The sequence below is a fragment of the Algihabitans albus genome (assembly GCF_003572205.1).
Taxonomy (GTDB): domain Bacteria; phylum Pseudomonadota; class Alphaproteobacteria; order Kiloniellales; family DSM-21159; genus Algihabitans; species Algihabitans albus.
Genome location: NZ_QXNY01000004.1, coordinates 22,309 through 42,255, shown reverse-complemented (window position 1 = coordinate 42,255; position 19,947 = coordinate 22,309). Strand labels below are relative to the sequence as shown.

19 protein-coding genes and 1 pseudogene are annotated in these 19,947 nt (G+C 62.5%); 6 read left to right on the top strand and 14 right to left on the bottom strand.

Annotated features, from left to right (window positions below):
* Nucleotides 1–348: 348 nt before the first annotated feature.
* Nucleotides 349–909, bottom strand: coding sequence for a hypothetical protein (locus DBZ32_RS10220; RefSeq protein ID WP_119167073.1), 561 nt, complete (start codon nucleotides 907–909; stop codon nucleotides 349–351).
* A gap of 258 nt (nucleotides 910–1,167) precedes the next feature.
* The gene (locus tag DBZ32_RS10215) at nucleotides 1,168–1,878 is read right to left on the bottom strand and encodes a VPLPA-CTERM sorting domain-containing protein (RefSeq protein ID WP_119167072.1); all 711 of its coding nucleotides are present in this window, start codon (nucleotides 1,876–1,878) and stop codon (nucleotides 1,168–1,170) included.
* A 736-nt stretch (nucleotides 1,879–2,614) separates the two neighbouring features.
* Between DBZ32_RS10215 and DBZ32_RS10210 the strand changes: the two are divergent.
* Nucleotides 2,615–2,965: pseudogene (locus DBZ32_RS10210) on the top strand (hypothetical protein); the annotation flags it as partial.
* Nucleotides 2,966–2,986: 21 nt separating this feature from the next.
* Here the strand turns inward: DBZ32_RS10210 and DBZ32_RS10205 are convergent.
* The 6 genes from DBZ32_RS10205 to DBZ32_RS10180 form a co-directional block, all read right to left on the bottom strand.
* Nucleotides 2,987–3,385 carry an MAPEG family protein gene (locus DBZ32_RS10205; RefSeq protein ID WP_119167070.1) on the bottom strand — a complete coding sequence of 133 codons (399 nt, stop codon included), beginning with the start codon at nucleotides 3,383–3,385 and terminating at the stop codon, nucleotides 2,987–2,989.
* 51 nt (nucleotides 3,386–3,436) lie between these two features.
* Entirely contained in the window at nucleotides 3,437–4,531 is a 1,095-nt protein-coding gene (gene holA, locus DBZ32_RS10200) for a DNA polymerase III subunit delta (protein ID WP_119167069.1), read from the bottom strand.
* A gap of 9 nt (nucleotides 4,532–4,540) precedes the next feature.
* Nucleotides 4,541–5,110 carry an LPS assembly lipoprotein LptE gene (gene lptE / locus DBZ32_RS10195; protein WP_119167068.1) on the bottom strand — a complete coding sequence of 190 codons (570 nt, stop codon included), beginning with the start codon at nucleotides 5,108–5,110 and terminating at the stop codon, nucleotides 4,541–4,543.
* Between the two features lie 3 nt (nucleotides 5,111–5,113).
* On the bottom strand, nucleotides 5,114–7,714 hold the full coding sequence (leuS, locus tag DBZ32_RS10190; RefSeq protein ID WP_407923492.1) for a leucine--tRNA ligase: 2,601 nt from the start codon (nucleotides 7,712–7,714) through the stop codon (nucleotides 5,114–5,116).
* A gap of 76 nt (nucleotides 7,715–7,790) precedes the next feature.
* Nucleotides 7,791–8,372 (bottom strand): DUF3576 domain-containing protein, encoded by a 582-nt coding sequence (locus tag DBZ32_RS10185; protein WP_235830137.1) that lies wholly within the window; start codon nucleotides 8,370–8,372, stop codon nucleotides 7,791–7,793.
* 134 nt (nucleotides 8,373–8,506) lie between these two features.
* Nucleotides 8,507–9,940: a class I SAM-dependent methyltransferase gene (locus DBZ32_RS10180; protein ID WP_162906697.1), complete on the bottom strand. Its 1,434-nt coding sequence runs from the start codon at nucleotides 9,938–9,940 to the stop codon at nucleotides 8,507–8,509.
* Between the two features lie 168 nt (nucleotides 9,941–10,108).
* Between DBZ32_RS10180 and DBZ32_RS10175 the strand changes: the two genes are divergently transcribed.
* Nucleotides 10,109–10,738, top strand: a complete 630-nt coding sequence (locus DBZ32_RS10175; RefSeq protein WP_119167065.1) for a TIGR02466 family protein — start codon at nucleotides 10,109–10,111, stop codon at nucleotides 10,736–10,738.
* Between the two features lie 121 nt (nucleotides 10,739–10,859).
* Here the strand turns inward: DBZ32_RS10175 and DBZ32_RS10170 are convergent, their stop codons facing one another.
* Nucleotides 10,860–11,951, bottom strand: coding sequence for a 2OG-Fe(II) oxygenase (locus tag DBZ32_RS10170; RefSeq protein ID WP_119167064.1), 1,092 nt, complete (start codon nucleotides 11,949–11,951; stop codon nucleotides 10,860–10,862).
* A 384-nt stretch (nucleotides 11,952–12,335) separates the two neighbouring features.
* On the opposite strand from DBZ32_RS10170, the gene DBZ32_RS10165 reads away from it, so the two are divergent.
* Nucleotides 12,336–13,421: a porin gene (locus DBZ32_RS10165; protein WP_119167735.1), complete on the top strand. Its 1,086-nt coding sequence runs from the start codon at nucleotides 12,336–12,338 to the stop codon at nucleotides 13,419–13,421.
* Nucleotides 13,422–13,656: 235 nt separating this feature from the next.
* Here DBZ32_RS10165 and DBZ32_RS10160 read toward each other — a convergent pair whose 3' ends face one another.
* Complete coding sequence (locus tag DBZ32_RS10160; RefSeq protein WP_119167063.1) at nucleotides 13,657–14,172, bottom strand: MarR family winged helix-turn-helix transcriptional regulator; 516 nt, start codon at nucleotides 14,170–14,172, stop codon at nucleotides 13,657–13,659.
* 566 nt (nucleotides 14,173–14,738) lie between these two features.
* On the opposite strand from DBZ32_RS10160, the gene DBZ32_RS10155 reads away from it, so the two are divergent.
* Together DBZ32_RS10155 and DBZ32_RS10150 are read left to right on the top strand one after the other, a co-directional pair.
* The gene (locus tag DBZ32_RS10155) at nucleotides 14,739–15,824 is read left to right on the top strand and encodes a porin (protein ID WP_162906696.1); all 1,086 of its coding nucleotides are present in this window, start codon (nucleotides 14,739–14,741) and stop codon (nucleotides 15,822–15,824) included.
* Nucleotides 15,825–15,972: 148 nt separating this feature from the next.
* A complete protein-coding gene (locus tag DBZ32_RS10150; RefSeq protein ID WP_235830136.1) occupies nucleotides 15,973–16,884 on the top strand; it encodes a sulfotransferase domain-containing protein in 912 nt (303 codons plus the stop codon).
* Nucleotides 16,885–16,927: 43 nt separating this feature from the next.
* Here DBZ32_RS10150 and DBZ32_RS10145 read toward each other — a convergent pair whose 3' ends face one another.
* Entirely contained in the window at nucleotides 16,928–17,578 is a 651-nt protein-coding gene (locus DBZ32_RS10145) for a PAS domain-containing protein (RefSeq protein ID WP_119167060.1), read from the bottom strand.
* 262 nt (nucleotides 17,579–17,840) lie between these two features.
* On the opposite strand from DBZ32_RS10145, the gene DBZ32_RS22090 reads away from it, so the two are divergent.
* Nucleotides 17,841–18,017 (top strand): hypothetical protein, encoded by a 177-nt coding sequence (locus tag DBZ32_RS22090; protein ID WP_162906695.1) that lies wholly within the window; start codon nucleotides 17,841–17,843, stop codon nucleotides 18,015–18,017.
* Between the two features lie 3 nt (nucleotides 18,018–18,020).
* Here DBZ32_RS22090 and pflA read toward each other — a convergent pair whose 3' ends face one another.
* The 3 genes from pflA to DBZ32_RS22085 form a co-directional block, all read right to left on the bottom strand.
* A complete protein-coding gene (gene pflA, locus DBZ32_RS10140; protein ID WP_119167059.1) occupies nucleotides 18,021–18,779 on the bottom strand; it encodes a pyruvate formate-lyase-activating protein in 759 nt (252 codons plus the stop codon).
* A complete protein-coding gene (locus DBZ32_RS10135; RefSeq protein ID WP_119167058.1) occupies nucleotides 18,780–19,523 on the bottom strand; it encodes an SDR family oxidoreductase in 744 nt (247 codons plus the stop codon). It lies immediately after the preceding gene.
* A gap of 191 nt (nucleotides 19,524–19,714) precedes the next feature.
* Nucleotides 19,715–19,882 carry a hypothetical protein gene (locus tag DBZ32_RS22085; protein ID WP_162906694.1) on the bottom strand — a complete coding sequence of 56 codons (168 nt, stop codon included), beginning with the start codon at nucleotides 19,880–19,882 and terminating at the stop codon, nucleotides 19,715–19,717.
* Nucleotides 19,883–19,947 lie beyond the last annotated feature (65 nt).

The following is a 19,947-nucleotide window of genomic DNA, read 5'->3' as shown; positions in this document are numbered from 1 at the left end:
TTTTTTCGGCATTGTACAGTTTTGCAAGGTGGGCCGTTGCGGCTCACCTTCGCAGTTTCGCGCCAATCGAAACGGCGGAGTTCTGCGGTTTCGCTGTCAGCGGTGACCCCACTTTAAGTGGCGCGGCGGTTGGGGCGTCTCGACGGGTCGCGAGGGGCGATTTGGCCCGCAAGGTATTGAAATCGTCCCGTTATTTCCCGCCACGTCCCGGATAGTCCCGGATCTCCCGGTGCCCCCACTTTAACTGTCACCTCACAGACAGCTCGTGTCGAGCGGGTCGTCGATGGTTTGCGCTGTCTCGGTCCAAATCAGTTCGCGCCGACACCGACTGCAACCGGATCTCGTACGCTAGGGATAGCTGTGGTGGCGAAGGTTGCAGGCACTGCCTCGCCCCGCGTTGCACGTCTCTGTCGCGCGGATGCAGGTGTCTCCACAGGCTTTTCTCCCGCGACATTTGGGATAGCCGTACTCGACCTTGGAGCACATCAGGGGCTCCCGGTAGGCGTACCTGCGGTCTCGGTCGTCGTCCTCGTCGCGGTTCTCGCTCAGTGCATAGGCCGCCGCAACAATGGCGGCCGCGCCGATGAGGCCGATCAGTACCGAGGTCCCGACCTCGGGAGTTTCCGCTGCGGCTTGCTGTGCTATGAAAAAATCCAGCTGTTCGATCGCTTGCTGATGGGACAGAGCCTTCTCGCCGACCTGTCCACGCAGCCAAACGATATGAGAAAAGACGGCGGATGCCTGCTCGTTTGGGTTGCCAGCGACGGATTTTCGCAGCGCCGCATCGACGCAGTATGAGTAACCGAAGAAACCACCTGCTTTGCTGCATGACTTGGCGTCTTGTTGAAGCGGGCCGACTTGTGCGCAAGCAGTGACGATCACGCATAGAAAAAGAAGAGCTTTCTTCATGTTTTTTCCCGACCGGCCAGAAAGGCGTACAGGAGCTTCTACGCAATTTTTGGTAGCGTTATCCCCACCTGCGATTCGATTGGAAAGAAGCGCCGGACCGGACTGTCCGGCCGGCCTGCGCTCGATGGGCCGAGGTCGTTTGGCGACGCTTGGTCACGGCCTTGAGTCCCACCGTTGGCGCTTTGCCGGATCGCAGATGAAAAAACGGCGGCTCCGTGAAAGCCGCCGTTTCCGTCACTAACCCGGAGCATGTTTCGTTTAGGTGCCGCGACTCTCGCGTCCTTTCAGCCAACGCAGGCCGGCCAGGCCACCGAGGCCTGTCAGCAGGAACCAGGCAGCCGCGGGCAGGGGAACGGCGGCGACGGCGGCCACCTCGCCCGCCTGCACGGTCAAGGCGTGTTTGGAACCGCCGCCGGCGAGCAGCGCCAGACGCCCGCGGATGTTGAAGCCGTCGGCGAAGCCGGCACTGGCGAAGATCGCGGTCTCCGAGAGGTTCTTGTTCGCCGCATCGCCCACCCGGAAGTTCACGCTCTGGCCGTCGAACTCGGTGATCTGGATCTGGGCCTGGCGTTTGGCGAAGATACTGACGGCGTTGCCGGTGAGCAGGGAGCCGGAGTAGGTCAGCAGCGGATCGCTCGAGCGCGCGGTCTCCGGGTCCCACAGCCAGAGTTGGGCGGATCCGGCGCTGTAGACATATTCAAAAGCCCAGACGTCGAGGTGCTTGCCCCAACCGAATTGCGCCTGACGGAAGCCGCCGCGCGTGCTGGTCTGCGTCCCGAGCCCGAGTTCCCAGTCGCCACGAGTCTTCTGGCGTCCGCCGCGCAGCTCCAACCCATGCACGCCTGGGGCGCCCGGCCTGCTGAAGGAGTCAAAGGACCCGCCGGTCGTCGTACCGGTCACGTCCATAACCGCGGCGGCGGCCGTTTGTGTCGTCAGTAATGCGGCGCTTAGTGCGCCGGCCAAGGCCATAAATCTGAGTACTTGCACGGGAGTGCCTCTAAGAAAATTTATCTTCCGGCAAGCTATTTGGTGATGTTAACGAAGATACACAACATTTCTGCTGAATAATTTTGTAAACATCGTGTAATTCACATGTATAATTTATTAGTTAATATTTATTAATGATAAAAACTTAGATGAATACTGAAATTCTATAAAGCAACCCGAGAATCGAGAGCCTTCTCATCGAAGGCCGAGCGTTGCACGATGCACTTCTTGTGCGATTCGAAGACCGCTGTCCTCCCGTCAATGGCTGAGCTACCGCCTTACATTTGGCTTGGCAGGATTGTCTCGCCGGGTCTCCCGTAGTATCTCCGGACATTGGATTTGAGAGTTGCGTGTTAGCAGAGCCATTTCTCCGCTCGTACGCGGTTCCCACGCGAACAGATTCAAAAAAACACCAACTGTTCGTCACTTTTAGACATATAGCACGTCTAAATCGTACTGGTTTTTCTTTCTTCTCGCGTGAAGTAGTCGCGAAAAGAGGAGCTACTGTTACACTGGAGCGTCGCTTGACTAGGTTGAAGGGCTCGATCGGCGAGCCTGCAAGCTCGTAATCCGCCTTAGGCGTGCGTGCGATGCGGAAAGAAAGATCCTTCGGATGTCGCAAACGACGGACCAGATCGAAGCCGTTGTTCGATCCGATCGACTGCTGCGCCTCTATGCGTACTGGAAGGGCAAATGCTCGAAGCGCGGCTTCCCCTCGCGGCAGTCGATCGACGTACTCGAACTCGGATTCGTCCTCGGCAATATGCATCTCTTCGACGTTGAGCGCGATCCGCTGGACTTTCGCTTTCGCGTTCACGCCGGCAAGGGAGTGGATTATGTCGGACGTGATATGACCGGCCGCCGGGTTTCGGACTACGAAGACGAGGATTATGGACGTGTCGTGCACGACTTCTATGCCAGCGTCATTTCTCATGAACAGCCGCGGGCGATCACAGAACAGGGATTGATGACGGAGACGCGATTGCTGAAATGGGAAGGTATGGCATTGCCGCTGTCCGACGACGATCGCACGATTACGGGTCTACTGGTCGGTTTTGAGATTCTCTAAATTCGAACTCAATCACTCTGGTTATAGTAAGGCCTGCACCGAGAGAAGCAGATTTAGCGCCGCGCCGAACCCGAGCACGGCAAAGGTCAAGAACATACCGATCACGCGCAGACGGTAGGGTTCGGGGTCGCGACTGACGCCGCTTGCATGGATGAGACGCCCGGCCAGTAGAGCCAGACCGAGCCCATGCAGAGGCCAAACCGGTAGGCCTTGCAGCTCTGCCAATGCGATCAGCAATAGACAGAAGGGAACGTACTCTGCGAAGTTCCCCTGTACCCTCAGGCAGCGCAGCAGCGTCTCGTCGCCGCCGTCACCGAGCGGAACGCGACTTCGTCTCCGTAGACGGATGACCCTGAGACTCAAAAAAATGAGCTGCAGACCTAGAAGGCTTGCATAGAAAGGCGTGACGGTCAGGGACATGATGCTTCGTTCTCCATTGCATAGACTTTACGTGCAGTAGAGACGGAAGGATCAGTGCCGGGCGCTCCGTCGGCGAAGAGGGGCCTTTCCGGCGAGGTCGAGCAGCGCCTGAGCGCAGATCGCCCGATCGGGCAGCCCGGTGCGTTTGCAGGCGGCCTCGGCCTCCAGCAGGCGCGCGAGGGCGCGGCCGAGCCAGGCCGGTGGCCAGCCACGCGCTTGGGCGACGAAGGCTTCTTTCACCTTCCAAAAGACGGGAGGGCGTAGTTGTTTCAGCGCGCTTTCGGGATCGCGCCCCGCGGCAAGCGCAGCCGAGACGAGATGAAGCTGTTGGAAGTGCCGTGCGACGCCACGTAGAACGGCGACCGGAGACTGGCCTTCCGCGAAGCTGCGCGTCAGAGCCCGGTCCAGTGCCGCCGGTTGGCCGCCGGCGACGGCATAGGCGATGTCCTGCAGAGAAAGCGCGGCCGTATCATTGACCACGGCTGAGGCTTCGGCCAGATCGACTGTGCGCCGCGCCGGCCCAGACCCGCTCGCCTCTTCGCGCGTCCGTCCGTCTTCGGGTCCACTCATATAGGTGACGAGCTTCTCCAACTCGCTGCGCGAGATCAGGCGATCGCCACCCAAGTTCGCCGTGAGATAGGCCTTGGCATCGGCAGTGACGGACAGGTTTGCAGCCGCCAGAACCTGGTCGATCAGCTTCGGCAGTCCGGCGCCTTCATCGCGGTAGCAGGCGACTGCTGCGCCGCAGGTGCTGGCCTCGACGACGCGCACCAGCCGAGACGCCTTGGCGGAGCCGAGATCGCCGGTTTCGATGACAACCAGCGCGTCGCCCGGCGGGTCGGCCAGGAAGGTTTCGATCTGTTTGGCGTCCTCGTTGCCGATATCGCGCAAGCATACCACCCGGCGGCCCCCGGTCAGGGCCATGGCCGCCGCCTCGTCGTTGAGGATCGCGGGATCGCCGCGCAGCTGCTTGGCGGCGATCTCGGCCATGCGGAAGGGATCGTTGGGATCTTCCAGCACCGCACGTGTTGCGGCTTGGGCTCGTTCGCGCACCATGCCCTGGTCCGGTCCGTACAGCAGCAGCAGCCTCAAGGCCGGATCCGGCTTGGCGCAGAAGGCATCGGCCCGGGCAGGCTGGACCTTCATGGCCGCTGGCTACTCGCCGATGTAGAGCTTGCGCGCAAGCGTACCGTCGGCCCGAGCTTCGATGAACCAAGAAGCCAGGCGCGTTCGTATCTGGCGGGCGACTTCCTCGGCCCCGCGGGCGCGGGCATCCAATTCCGCGCGATGGGTGGCGTACTCGGTCTCGACGATATCGTAGGCCGAGATGGCGGTGGCGTTGCCGCTCGCCAACTGCGTGCCGTTGGCCGTCAGCGAAAGCGTATACCTGGCCCTCAGCCTCAGCTGCGCACGGGTTGCCGTTGCATCCGTGGCCAGCAGACGCTCACCGATGCTTTCCTCGATTGTGGTGGTCAGGGTGTAGGCCGGATTGCTCGGTTGACCGCTCGGGGTGAGTTCGTTGCGCAGTGCGTTGTGCACCTGCTGTCCCACCCGATTTGGGATCGGCTGGATCCGGATCGCCCTCAGATCCTCCTCGCTTTGGTAAGACTCCGAGGGCCCGACGGGATTGAAAGACCCATAGAGCGGCTGCACGCGGCAGCCCGTCAGCACGACAGGGGCTGCCAGCAGAGCGAATAGAAGCAGATGGCGGCGTGAGACAGTCACGGCTTAGATCACCAGGTTGACGATTCGGTTGGGCACAACGATCACCTTGCGGAGGGCGTGCCCTTGCAGGGCCCGCTGTACGGCGGGATCGGCCAAAGCGGCCTCTTCGGCGGCCTGCTTGTCGGCATCGCGCGGCAGTTCGATTGTCGCACGCTTCTTGCCGTTGACCTGAACGGCCAGAACCACCGACTCCTCGATCAGCAGGTCGCGCTCGGCGTCGGGCCAGACGGCGTCTGCCAGCAGGCCGGTGTGGCCCAGGCGCTGCCAGAGCTCCTCGGTCAGGTGCGGCATCATCGGTCCGGTCAGGCGCACCAGCATCTCCAGGGCCTCGCGCAGGACCCAGAGTCCCGCGGCGTCTCGCGCGTCGTAGCCCGAGAGTCCGTTGGTCAGTTCATAAAGGCGTGCCACTGCCTTGTTGAAGTGGAAGGCCTCGATGTCGTGGGTGACTCCGGCGACGGCCTTGTGCACCTGCCGGCGCAGGTCGAGAGCCGGTCCCTCGATGACTGCCGGTCGGGGCGTTCCCTGGGGCGGCAGATTGTCGAGCGCGCTCTCGACCAGTCGCCACAGGCGATTGACGAAGCGCCAGGCGCCTTCGATACCGGCGTCGGTCCACTCCATCTCGCGCTCGGGCGGCGAGTCGGAGAGCATGAACCAGCGTGCCGTGTCAGCGCCGTAGGTCTCGATGATGGTTGCCGGGTCGACCGTGTTGCGCTTCGACTTGGACATCTTTTCGACGCGGCCCTGGGTCACGGCGCGGCCGTCGCCCGTCTTGAGGCCGCCGGTCTCGGCCTGAGCCACTTCGCTGGGCTCGATCCACGCGCCGTCTTCGGCCCGATAGGTGGCGTGGGTGATCATCCCTTGGGTAAAGAGGCCGGCGAAGGGTTCGGCCGCCTCGACCGTCCCGAAGCGCTGCAGGGCGCGCGTGAAGAAACGCGCGTAGAGCAGATGCAGAACGGCGTGCTCGACGCCGCCGATGTACTGATCGACGGGTAGCCAATAGTTGGAGGCTGCCGAATCGAGCGGCTGCTCGGCGCGCGGCGAACAGAAGCGCGCGAAATACCAGGAGCTGTCGACGAAGGTATCCATTGTGTCGGTGTCGCGCTCGGCCGCGGCGCCGCAGCGCGGGCAGTCGACCTGTTTCCAGGTGGGATGATGCGCAAGGGGGTTGCCCGGCGTATCGAAGCCGACATCCTCCGGCAGGGTCACCGGCAGCTGTTCGTCCGGCACCGGGACCGGGCCGCAAGCGGCGCAGTGGATCACCGGAATCGGGCAGCCCCAGTAGCGCTGCCGGGACACGCCCCAATCGCGCAGACGGAACTGTACCGTGCCCCGGCCCGCGGTCAGTTCCGCAAGCCGCTCGACGACACGGCGCTTGGCGTCCGGCACGCTCAGCCCGTTCAGAAACTCGGAATTGTAGATGCTGCCGTCGCCGACGTAGGCCTCGTCGCCGATCGCGAAGGCCGCCGGGTCGGCGTCGGGCGGCAGAACCACCGGCGTGACCGAGAGGTCGTACTTGCGCGCAAAGTCCAAATCTCTCTGGTCGTGTGCCGGACAGCCGAAGATCGAGCCGGTCCCGTAATCCATCAGCACGAAGTTGGCGACGTAGACCGGTAAGCGGCGGTCGGCGTTCAGCGGATGGCGCGCCGTGAGCGGAGTCTTGTAGCCGCGTTTCTCGGCTGTCTCGATCGCCTCCTCGCTGGTGCCCAGGCGGTCGCATTCGGCGACGAAGGCGCGCAGGTCGGGATCCGTCGCCGCCAGTGCCGCGGTCAGGGGATGGTGGGGCGAGAGGGCGCAGAAGCTGGCACCGAACAACGTATCGGGGCGGGTGGTGAAGACTTCCAGCGGGCCGTGAGTCTCTGCGGCCGGAGCGCCTTCCAGCGGAAAGAAGACCCGCGCGCCTTCGGAACGGCCGATCCAGTTGGCCTGCATCAGGCGCACCTTCTCCGGCCAGCGCTCCATGCGCTGCAGCTCGTCCAGCAGTTCCTCGGCGAAGGCAGTGATCTTGAAGAACCAGCCGGGCAGGTTCCGCCGCTCGACCGGAGCGCCGGAGCGCCAGCCCTTGCCGTCGATCACCTGCTCGTTGGCCAGCACCGTGTGATCGACCGGGTCCCAGTTGACCCAGGTCTCCTTCCGGTAGACCAGGTCGTGGGCCATGAACTCCAGGAAAAGCCGTTGTTGTTGGGCGTAGTACTCGGGATCGCAGGTTGCGAATTCGCGCGACCAGTCGAGCGACAGGCCCATGGATTTGAGCTGATCGCGCATGGCCGCGATGTTGTCGTAGGTCCACTTTGCCGGATGGATCTTGCGCTCCATTGCGGCATTCTCGGCCGGCAGGCCGAAGGCATCCCAGCCCATGGGATGCAGGACGTTAAAACCGCGCGCGCGTTTGTAGCGGGCGATCACGTCGCCGATCGTATAGTTGCGCACATGCCCCATGTGGATGCGCCCCGACGGGTAGGGGAACATTTCCAGCACATAGTACTTCTCGCGGCCCGGCGCCTCCTCGGCCCGAAAACAGTCGGCGTTGGACCAAGCCGACTGCCATTTGACCTCGATCTCTTTCGCGTTGTAGCGGCTCATCTGTGCGTGCGGTCGCTCCGGCATCGGTCAGGTCCACGCCATTCCCTGGGCGTCGGTCCCGATGGGTGTCGTTCTAGGGCGGCGTCAGTTCAAGACAGCGTCAGTTCAGGGCGGCGATGCGCAGTTCTCTTGCGCGGGTCAGGATGGCGTTCTCCAGGTCGATGCCCGTGGTATCGCCGACCTGCGCGTCCTTCCAGGTGACACCGCCCTCGCCGCCGCCGTTGATCTGCCGGAACACACGGGCACGCACGCCGTCGGCACGCAGATCCCGGCCCAGAATGAAGACGTTCACCTTGAAGCGCTCCTCGGGGCTTTCCGGCGGGGAGTACCAGTCCGTGATGATCACACCACCGAAGGGATCGGCCGAGGACAGCGGCATGAATGACACCGTGTCGAGCGAAGCGCGCCAGAGGAAGGCATTGACGCCGATACCCGTACCTCCCGCGACTCCTTCCGGAGTGTCGTTACTTCCGAAGATATCGAGGCCGCTGGGACCGAAGACGCCGCCTTCGCTGCTTACATCGTAAGCATTGTCGCCAGTCTCTCGCCGGTCGTCGTCGGGGTAGACGGTCCGGGTGCCGCCGTTTCCGCCGCAGGCGGCGAGGCTCAAGCTGAGCAAGACCGCTAGGACCGCTGCACCGCGCCAACCTCGGCGGCCATTTGAAATCATGACTGCACTCATCGTTCGATGGATCTCGACTGTTGTGTTCGACTGGTCCTGGCGGTGTTGCGAGGTCCCCGACTCGACCTGCGCACACCGGCCCGACCACGTCCAACGTAACGTCCGCAGGCGTCCGAATCCAGCGGTTCGGCGCCTTAGTTTGAGCCGATCCACTCCAGCCTCTGCTCCAGAGCCTCGATCCGAATGGCTGCTTGGCGCGTGAAGGGGCTGAGCGCGACGGTGTGATAGCGCAATCCTCGCCGTTCGACCAATTCCTGGAAGGCTTTGTATTCATGAGCCCGCCAGCCGGGATAGGCGAAGTACTCGTCGAACACCAGGACGGTCCCGACGGTCAGCCGCTGCGACAGAGCGTCGAGCACATCGACTGTCGAGCTATAGATGTCGCAGTCGATGTTGGCGAAAGCCAAGGGTTCGGAGGTGGTCTCCATGAAGGATTGCAAGGTTTCCGCGAACCAACCGATGTGCAGATGCACGCCTGCCGGCATTTCGGGGAGGCGTCCCCTGGTCGAGTAAGCCCCGGCCCCCTCGTCCGGAAGCCAGGCCTCCGGCAGGCCTTCGAAAGAGTCGAAGCCATGCCAGTCTCCGAAGCTCGCCGCTGGCCGCGTTTCGGCCAGCAGGCGCAGGGAACGGCCGGTGAAGACTCCGAATTCGCATTGCAGGCCGTGCTGCGGCGCTTGTGCGAGTGCGAAGCGCAGCAGGCTGGGTTTGAAGCCGAAGATCGCCGGTGCGGCGTCTTCTCGCTTCTCCGTTTCCAGATAGTGGCTCACGGCCTCGCGAAGGGCGGTCTGCGCGGGATCCAGTCGCTCAGCCCGCCGCCAGGCCTCTGTCGCGGCTGATTGGCCTGTCAGCTGGAGGAGCGCGGCATGGTAGGCGGCGGCCAGGCCCATCTGTGGATTCGCGCGCTCGGCCGCCGCGAAGCGCGCAGCGGCCTCCGTTCGATCGCCGCGGTCGACCGCGCAGAGTCCGAGATGCCAGAGCGGCCCCGCTAACTCGGGCAGTCTGGCAAGCGCGGCTTCCGCGGCTGCAGCGGAGGCATCGATCCGCCCGAGGTCTGCCAGACACGTGGCGCGATTGTGCAGAGCGAAGGCGCCTTTTGGTCCGGGCAGGGACGCGGCCACCTCCAGAGGGATCAGGGCTTCGTCGGGCAAGCCAGCGGCCAGCAGTGCGGCGCCGAAGGCCAGCGACAGCTCGGGGTCCCTCGGCTTGACGGCCGAGAGGGGCGTCAGCAGATCGACAGCCTCGGCCGCGCGTTTGGCCTCGACCAGCAACTCGGCCAGCAGCAGTGCCGGTTCGTCGGCCTTCGGTGCGGCCTTCCATGCGGCCTGCGCCGCCGCGAGAGCGGCTTCCGCTCTACCGAGTCGACGTAGAAGCTGCGCTCTGTCGTACTGCAGCGGGCTATCGGTCGGCCGTGCGGCGCAGGCCGCCTCCAGCGCGCGAAGGGCCGGCTCCGCCTGTCCGGCGGCGAAGCGTGACTGGGCCAGAGCCCGCAGAAGGCCAGGGTCGTCGGGCCGTTGACGCAGGGCGGCCTCCAGATGCCCACAGGCCTTCGCCCACTGCCGCCCGCTCATTGCTTGGCGGGCCGCTGAGACATGCGCATCTAAGCTGTTGGGGTCGGGCATGGCACAAGGAAAGCGATGGCTGCGCAGTTGACAGGTTACCGCGTCGGCGGATTGATGGCCCCAACCTAAGCGCTGACTCCGCAGCCTTGACAGACTTATCCTTCAAAGGACCGATCGATGCAGCTCGCCAATGCCGACGGCCCGGTGGTGCTAGCCTTTCCGACACCTATCTACCGCCATCGCTGGCCTGAGAGCGCGGCCCTGAATGACGCCCTGAGAGCCTTGATTCTGGCGCGTAGGGCGACGGCGTCCTCGACAGTGCGGAGCAATATAGGCGGTTGGCAGTCGAGCCACGACTTGATGTCCTGGGGCGATCCGTCTCTCGCGACACTCGGCCAGTACATCAACGAAGCTTTCGGGGCCGCCATGGAAGCTGAGATCGGGACCCGGGCCTTCACTTGTAAGTTGGCCGTTACGGCCTGGGCCAACGTGAATGGCGATGGCGACTACAATCGACACCACACCCACGCCAGCAACCACTGGTCCGGCGTCTACTACGTCGACTTGGGAGGGCCGGACCCGGATATCGTTCCCAACGGCGCTATCGAATTTCAGGATCCCCGGCCGGCGGTCGGCGTTTACGATCTGCCCGGTGTCCAGAGCGTCGCCACTTGGACAATTCAACCCGAAGCCGGGGAGATGCTGCTCTTTCCCTCCTGGTTGCGCCACGGCGTGCTGCCCTTCCGCGGTAGCGGCGAGCGCATCTCCGTCGCTTTCAACCTGCGTGTCGGCGATTTGAAGCGCTAGAGGCATCGCCACCTGCAGACCTCTGAGACGCTCTGCTGTCTGGTTTCGAAGCGGAAGACCGCCGCTGCGGCGCCTTCGCGCTTTTCTGTTTCTTGGCGGTTACCAGCAGTTTTGCGGCGGTTTAGCGTGGCGGCTGCGGGCGTTGGCCGCCGGCCGGCTGCGCGTCGGCGCCGAAGAGGAAGGCCAAAAGAACGTAGCGTTGACCTCGCGTGATCGGCAGCACCTCGTGCAGTAGCGAGCAGGAGAAGACGACGGCGTCGCCTGTGGCGGGGCTGAAACGGTCACGGCTGTATTCCGGAAAGCGAAGTTCCCCGCCGTCGTATTCGCCGGTATTGAGATTTAAGGTAACGGCGAAACGCCGGTGCGCACCGGCCATCGTGTCGTTGTCTCTGTGCGGCTTGAAGACCCCGCCTGTTTCGGCATCGTAGCGGCCGATTTTGAATTTTTCGAAGCCGGCCACGTGATAGAAAGTAGCCTTGTTAATTTCCGGAAGCATGCGCCGCTCGAACCGTATCTTGAGCGTCCCGATGAGCTTGCGGTCCTCGAGGAAGTGATCGCGGCGTGATTTGACTTCGCTGTCGGCGGGTTCGCTGTGGCTGGCCGAGCGGTCACGAAGAACTCCCGAGGCCACATTCTCCGCACGATGCAGTTCGATGAGCTGCTGACAGAGATCCGGATCGAGGACCCGAGGTACGTAGATCACCGGCGGCATGCTGCGCTGCACGAGCAATTCGCCCTCGGTTGCAACGTCTCTTGTCTGGCCTACGATAAAGTCGACCGGGTCTTCGAAACTGCCCGTTGCGACGGTCGCGATCCGCCTGTTTGCGTTGCAGACGACAACGGTGGTGTTCGATGGGCTGAAGGCATCCTTGCTGCGTTGCCACTGTTGCCCGAAACCACGAAGAATCAGACCGTCGGGATCGGAGAGTACGAGAAAGGGCCAGTTCGCGATTGTGGCGGCCTGAGCGTTGCTCGCTACATCGGCGGCGGTGATCGCGAAAAAATGGGCGGCAGCATCGACTTCGTTCCAGTGCTTGGCGATGTCGTTGAGCAGTTTGGCTGTTTTCGGGTGTTTAGGATCGGCGACGAGGAGTAGGACAATCGGCTTACCCCGAGCATGGAGGGAAAGCACTGAAAGGCGAGAGGTTTGATCGCGCAGCTTGAAGTCGGGAAAGAGATCGCCTTCCCGCAGTGGTGAAATAACTTGCGTCATATTTTTCGGAACTCCCCAGATCCCGCCATTCCTGACTGGTTTTTGTCTTAAGTAGCAGCCTGAGGCGACGGCCGTAAATTCCAAATGATACGATATAATTCACATATTAAGTAATATACTAATGATTAAGTTGTTCGTGTTTTTTGAAGCACGCTAGGACAATATCGACACAGCCAGGGGCAAGTCTTTATTGCATGGCGACTCAACAAAGCTAGAGTGCCGGCCAGCACCAGGGGCGATTCGTGTCGTTCCTTTTGTGCGATGAGTTCACCCGGGGGGCTTGAGAGAAGGCGAACTGGCCTTGATGAGGTTGGTGGCGGTCTCGACAGAGGGAAGCCGGGTGGGGATGTCAACGGCATCTGAGCTTTGATGGAGGAGCAACGGATGAAAAAGGTCCTTATGGGCACCACGGCGATCGGCGCTGTTGCGCTGATGGCTGGCCCGGCGGCCGCTCAGGATGGGAAGATCTCCCTGGGCGTCGGCGGTTACTACGAGAACTTCTTCACCTTCGTGGAGCAGGACTTCGACGGTCCCGGCGACAACGACTACAACCAGTTCAACGTCCGCCAGGAAGGTGAGATTCACTTCAAGGGCGAGACGACCCTGGACAACGGTCTGACGGTCGGTTTCCAGGCGCAGCTCGAGGCGGTCACCCAGGGCGACCAGATCGACGAGACCTACCTCTACTTCGAGGGCAGCTGGGGTCGTCTGGTCATGGGTTCGGAGAACTCCGCACCCTACCTGATGCAGTACACGGCACCCTCCGCCGGTCTGGGCCTCAACTCGCCCAACATCGCACCGTTCAATGACATCTCGGATGCCGGTACTTCGACCCTGCTGAACCAGGTGTCGGACGCCAATAAGATCACCTACTTCACGCCGCGTTTCGCCGGCTTCCAGCTGGGTGCGTCTTATACGCCGAACATCGATGCGACCGGCGGTGATCGCCAGTCTTCCGATCTGAACACCGACGAAGATCCGGGCGACTACAACAACTTCTTCGGGGCCGGCGCCAACTTCGTCGAGTCCTTCAATGGTGTCGATGTCGCCATCGCCGGTGGCCTCGAGTACGGCATGGAAGAAGAAGACGCCTTGGTGGGCAACCCGGAAACCGACGACTTCCTGGCCTTCTCGGGCGGTGTGAACGTCGGCTTTGCCGGTTTCACGGTCGGCGGTTCGGTGCTGCACAGCAACGGCGGTCTGGACGACGACGGCGACGTTCTGGTCTGGGACGTGGGCGCGACCTACGGCCAGGGCCCCTGGGAAGTCGGTGTCACCTACCTGAACGGTGAGACCGAGACCGTCGGCGGCGACGATCAGCTCCACCGTGTCGAAATCGGTGGCAACTACCGTCTGAGCCCGGGCGTCAAGGTCATCGGTGCCCTGCAGTACACCGATGAGGAAGACGAGTCGGCGAATCGCGATGAGGATGCCTGGGGCGTCATCATCGGTACCCGTCTGGACTTCTAAGTCCGGCACGGCCGACAGGTTGCGCGCCCGACAGGCTCGGGATGCACAGCCAAGTTAAGAGAGGGGCGGGTCCAGCGGACCCGCCCCTTCCTTTTTGGCTTCACCGTTGCTGTTCGTTTGGAAGCGGAGAGGCAATCGGCTCGTCAATGGGCAGCGTAGGGACCTGAAGCTTTCAGGAACGTACGTTTTGGCGTGATTCTGGAACCGGTCGCCGTTGGGCGCGCGTGCCGACTCCCTAAATGCCGCGAAGCAGGCGCGATCTTTCGACCGAGCGAGACAGTCTCTCCAGAAGGTCGCAGAGTGTCGCGAGTTCCGGGTCGCTCAGTCCGAGGACTTCCGGTTGCTCGACGCCCTCGAAGACAGGCTTGAGGCGGTCACGAAGATCGCGGCCCTTGTCGGTCAGAAAAACCACACGGCGGCGCTGGTCGTCGGGGTCTCGGTCGCGAACCACCCACTCGCGGCGCTCCATTTGGGCCAGAACACCGACCGCGGTCGGCTCGACGGTGCCCACGCGCCGTGACAGCTCCCGCTGAGAGATACCGTCTTCCTGCCAGAGCGCGCAGAGAAAATACCAAAGCCCGATGGGCACGTTCTCGTCGGCCAGACGATCCTGCAGAGCTTTCATATAGAGCCGGTAGGCTTCGCGAAGTCGAGAGCCGACGCCCTCGAACTGCAGCGCGGCTAAAGGCTCAGCATCGGAGGAAGTATCGGCGACGTCGTGAAGAGTTTGTGAGATAGGTGTCATGGTCATGAGACGATACGATCATATAATTATGTAAAGAAGCTATCGATGTGATCGAGTTTATGCAATCGATGTTTTCGAGCTGTTTTGTAGTACAAATCATTCAGCCATGAAGCGCTTTGACAAAGGGCGAAACACCAGAGATCGGCGTTCTCTGTGCCGTTCTGGTCCCGCGTCGCTCCTGCAGGCCAGATATCCCTGCGGATCAGAAGGCACATGGCAACCATTATCCTTCTCGAGTCAGATCTAAATTAAATTAACAATAACAATTTCTTAGCATCCGAATCTGGCGATTGCTCTGAGCGATGGTCAGCAAGATCAAGCTATCGCCTGGGATTATCGGCCTGTGTTCTATCTGCAACAGGTTGGCAGAAATGCCTTAAGGCGAGAATCCTTTGGTTTGTGACTAAAGTGATTCTGCGTAGAGTGCGGCCATCGGTTCACTACCGAATGAAGAGTCACCCGGGGGGCTCGAGAGGACGTTAGCTGGCCTTGATGAGGTTGGTGACGGTCTCGACAGAGGGAAGCCGGGTGGGGATGTCAACGGCATCTGAGCTTTGATGGAGGAGCAACGGATGAAAAAGGTCCTTATGGGCACCACGGCGATCGGCGCTGTTGCGCTGATGGCTGGCCCGGCGGCCGCTCAGGATGGGAAGATCTCCCTGGGCGTCGGCGGTTACTACGAGAACTTCTTCACCTTCGTGGAGCAGGACTTCGACGGTCCCGGCGACAACGACTACAACCAGTTCAACGTCCGCCAGGAAGGTGAGATTCACTTCACCGGCGAGACGACTCTGGACAATGGTCTGACGGTCGGTTTCCAGGCGCAGCTCGAGGCGATTACCCAGGGCGACCAGATCGACGAGACCTTCCTCTACTTCGAGGGCAGCTGGGGTCGTCTGGTCATGGGTTCGGAGAACTCCGCACCCTACCTGATGCAGTACACGGCACCCTCCGCCGGTCTGGGTCTGAACGATCCGAATATCGCGCCGTTCCAGCAGAACTCGGATGCCGGGACCTCGACCCTGCTGAACCAGGTGTCGGACTCGAACAAGATCACCTACTTCACGCCGCGTTTCGCCGGCTTCCAGCTGGGTGCGTCTTATACGCCGAACATCGACGCTACCGGTGGTGACCGTCAGTCTTCCGGTCTGAACACCGACGAAGATCCGGGCGACTACAACAACTTCTTCGGTGGCGGCGCCAACTTCGTCGAGTCCTTCAACGGCTTCGATGTGGCTGTGGCCGGTGGCATCGAGTACGGCATGGAAGAAGAAGACGCCCTGGTGGGCAACCCGGAAACCGACGACTTCCTGGCCTTCTCGGGCGGTGTGAACGTCGGCTTTGCCGGTTTCACGGTCGGCGGTTCGGTGCTGCACAGCAACGGCGGTCTGGACGACGACGGCGATACTCTGGTCTGGGACGTGGGCGCGACCTACGGCCAGGGCCCCTGGGAAGTCGGTGTCACCTACCTGAACGGTGAGACCGAGACCGTCGGCGGCGACGACCAGCTCCACCGTGTCGAGCTTGGTGCCAACTACCGCCTGAGCCCGGGCGTGCGCGTCATCGGTGCCTTGCAGTACTCCGACGATGAAGATTCATCGGAGGATCGCGAGGAGGACGCCTGGGGTGTCATCATCGGTACCCGTCTGGACTTCTAGGTCCGGCACGGCCGACAGGCCGCGCGCCCGACAGGCTCGGGACGCACAGCCAAGTCAAAGAAGGGCGGGTCCAGCGGACCCGCCCTTTCCTTTTTGGTCGCATAGCGCCCCAGCCAATGCGCCCTTCGCTTGGCGGTCCTTACCGCGCATGCTAGTCAGCCGGGGTCCGGGCGTGGCATCGGGCATTCCCTGTCTTGCTTTCTCGGAGCTTCTTTTCAGTCTGATGGGCGCGATCATCTGGCTTGCCTCCTTTCCCAAATCCGGCAACACCTGGATGCGGGCTTTCCTGCATAACCTGCTGCGCGATCCGGACAAGCCGGTGCCGCTCAACGAGCTGAACAAATTCACGCTCGGCGACAGCCAGTATGCCTGGTACCGGCAGTTTACCGAGAAGCCGGCGACGGATCTGACGCTGGAGGATCTGGCCGCGCTGCGGCCCAAGGTTCATCGCGCCATGATGGGCGCGCATCCCGACTCGGTTTTCGTCAAGACTCACGGATATCTCGGGGCCAGCAAGGGCGCCGCCATACACACGATGGAGTGCACTGCCGGCGGTATCTATGTCGTCCGCAATCCGCTCGACGTGACTCTCTCCTATGCCGACCACTTCGGCCTCGGCCTCGACGAAGCCATCGAGGCCATGGCTGTCGAAGGCGGCTTGAGCCAAGCGACCGACGGTCAAGTCATCGAGTTTCTGAACTCCTGGTCGACCAACGTGAAGTCCTGGACGCAGGTGCCCAATCCGCGTCTTCACGTGGTGCGCTACGAAGACATGCTGGATAAGCCACTTAAGACTTTCGCCGGCGTTGCCCGTTTCCTCGGCCTCAATCCGCCACGCCGGCGCATCGAGAAAGCCGTCAAGTTCTCCTCCTTCCGCACTCTCAAGAAGCAGGAGGAAGAGCAAGGGTTCCAGGAACGCAGCCAACACTCCAAGGCTTTCTTCCGCGCGGGAAAGCGCGATCAGTGGAAGACGCTGCTGAGCGAGTCCCAGGTCGCCCGAATCGTCGAGCTTCAGGGCGAACAGATGGCCCGCTTCGGGTATCTTCCGAAAGGTTTCTGACGGCAGGCTTGCCGGGTGAACGGCGGCCGTCCCCGTCAGGCCGTCAGTTCAGATCGGCGATGGGAAGAAACCGCTCTTTCCGAGCATCTTCGCTCAGGCCGCCCGTTTCCCGAATACCGGTTAAGGCCCCCGCATAGCTCGTGATCCCGATCAGGCCGTCGGCCTTCTCCGGTGTTGCCACTTTTCCGCCGGCTCCCACCGCCCGACCCAGCGGCAGCACCAACCTTAAGCCCGCCACGCGGGCGCCGGAGCGGAAGACGATTTCTCCGCCGACAGTCATGACGCTCGGGCCAGACAGCACTTTGTCATAGCGCTCCCTCACTTTGGGACAGATGTCGGGGGGAATCACGTCTTCCAGCAGGCTGCCGCGGTCCCAGTTTCCGATCGCGCGTTTCGCTTCTTCGCCGACCAGGCGCAAGCGCAGTCTGCCTGTGTCGTCGAAGGCCCAGAGCCACACCCATGGCAGGGCTGGCACCATATCCAAAGGATCGACGTCGCGAAGCGACGGCAAAGCCCTCGCGTCACCGCTGAGCGTGCGAGCACGCGCACGCCAGGTCAGCCAAGCCTCCGCGAGGAGGCGAATGTGCGGATGCCGATCGCCCCCGTCGCCCAACCAGTCGAACAGATCGAAGCCGCATCCTTCCGGCGTTGCGTTGTCGGCTTCACCTCGCCGGTCAGGCGTTTCGGCTTTCATGTTTTTCCCGTCCGCCGTTTAGCGCATCCCCTGCATCGCAACTTTTCCATAGCGGAATGGGAGTCGCAGACCAAGCCTCCCGTACTCGACCGAACTAATGGGTCGAGACGGTCATCGCCTGTCGCCCTGCGGCGACCTGCCATCGATTTTCCGACCTGGATCGGCGCCGGCCGATCCGTCAGATTCCTGGCGGTTCCGAAAGCACGCCATCCGGTCTAGCGTCGCTGCGGCGCGCAGCGATCAATCGCAAGGATCAGGCTCCATGTCCCGCCGCAGACCCCGTCGCACGCGCATCCAGGTTTTTCTGACCGTTGCCTTTGCCTGCATCGCGCTGATCGGCTGGCTGGCCTGGAAAGGCTATCTGGGCGAAACCGGACCCGCCGATCCTTGCATCGGATTGGACGGACAGGAACGGGAGGACTGTCTGCGGCGGCGATGACGGCTACGCGACGGCCTGTGGTTCGAGCAAGGCTCTAACCCGCTCGATCTGGTCGGCCGTCGGTTCCGGGGTTTCGAAAAGCTGGTAGGACCGGCCGAGCGCGCGCCATTTCGCTTCGCCCATCTTGTGGAACGGCAGAACCTCGATGCGGTCGACGTTGGGCAGGCTCCGGGCGAAGGTGGCGAGACCCCGAACGTTCTCGTCGGAATCGGTCAGCCCCGGAACCAGGACGAAGCGCAACCAGAGTGGCGTGCCGCGCTTTGCAAGGCGGCGCGCAAAGTCGAGGGTCGGTTGCAGCGCGACGCCGGTGACGTCCCGGTAGGTCTCGGGATCCCAGGACTTGATGTCGAGCAGCACCAAGTCGGTGACCTCCAGCAGGGCATCGTCGGCGCGCGCACCCAGAAAACCCGATGTGTCGAGCGCGGTCGTCAGGCCCCAAAGCTTGGCCGCCTGAAAGAGCGCCCTGGTGAAATCGGGCTGCACCAGCGGTTCGCCGCCGGTCACGGTGAGACCGCCATGGGCGCGGTAAAAACTTGCAAAGGGCGCCAATTCGGCCATGACGGCGCCGACCGTCGTCGCCTCGCCGGCCTTCAGATGCTGGGCGTCCGGATTGTGACAGTATTTGCAGCGCAGAGGACAGCCGGTGGTGAAGACCACGAACCGTACGCCTGGCCCGTCGACCGTGCCGGCGGTCTCGAGGGAATGAATGCGGCCGGGTACTTCCGTCAGATCGTGCGATAGCGGAGGAAGGGCTTCCCGCATCTAGCGTCCGCCCGCGACGCGTAGAATGGCGCCGCTGACGTAAGCGGCTTCCTCCGACAGGAGCCAGAGAATCGGCGCCGCGATTTCCTCCGGAGTAGCGACCCGGCGCAACGGGATCGTCGGTGCTATCTGAGTCGGACGGTCGGGGTTCCCCCCGGCGGCATGGATTTCAGTGTCGGTCATGCCCGGTGCGACCGCGTTGACCCGGATGCCTTCGGGGCCGACTTCCTTAGCCAAGCCCTGCGTGAAGCTGTCGATCGCTCCCTTGCTGGCGGCATACCAGACGTACTCGCCCGGGCTGCCCAGCGTGCTGGCGGCTGAAGAGAGCGTGACGATGATGCCTCCCGACCCTCCGCCGGTTCCGGACATGCAGCGCACCGCCTCGCGGCAGCAAAGCAGGGTGCCGGTCACATTGACGTTGATCACCGTTGCGAGCTCGGCCGGATCGGCCGCGGCTAGCGTCGAAATCCGGCCGGTCAGGCCGGCCGAGGCAACCAGCGCATCGAGCTGGCCGAGACCGCGCTCGCAGGCCGCGAAAAGATCCGCGACCTCATCGGCGTCGGAGACATCGGCCTGCACTGTCAGAGCGCGCCGACCGGAAGCAACGACGTCTTCGGCAACGGCTTCGGCCGCCGTTTGGTCGCGTTGATAGTTGATGCAGACATCCCACCCGCGCGCCGCGGCCATCCGGCAGACGGCGGCCCCGATTCCTCGGGCTCCACCAGTGACAAGTAGAATAGGCATGCTTCTATTCTAGAGCAGGATCGGGGAGAGGGGAATCTCCCTGCTGCCGCCTTCAAAAGCGATCGTTCCCCGGTGGCGCGACGGCGCCCGATAGCAAAAAGGCCGCCCTTGAATGAAGGGCGGCCTTTTAAGTCGCAAAGGGAAAAGACCTGAAACTTTGGAGGAGCAGTCAGGCCTCGCGGGTGCCGGTCTTACTTCTGATCGGCCGGCTTCGGAGTTTGCGGCACTTCAGCCGTTTGAGTGCTGGTCTTGGTATCGGTCATCACCGTTTGCTGCGTCATGCTCATGCAAGCAAGAGCTGGGCCGGCAAACGCGACGACGGCAAAAGCGGCGACACCGCCTGCAACAATCTTGCGCATGTCATCCTCTCCGAAGGGTTCCACCTAAGCCAGAGGATAGGGTGATCGTCGCCGAGCGTCCATAG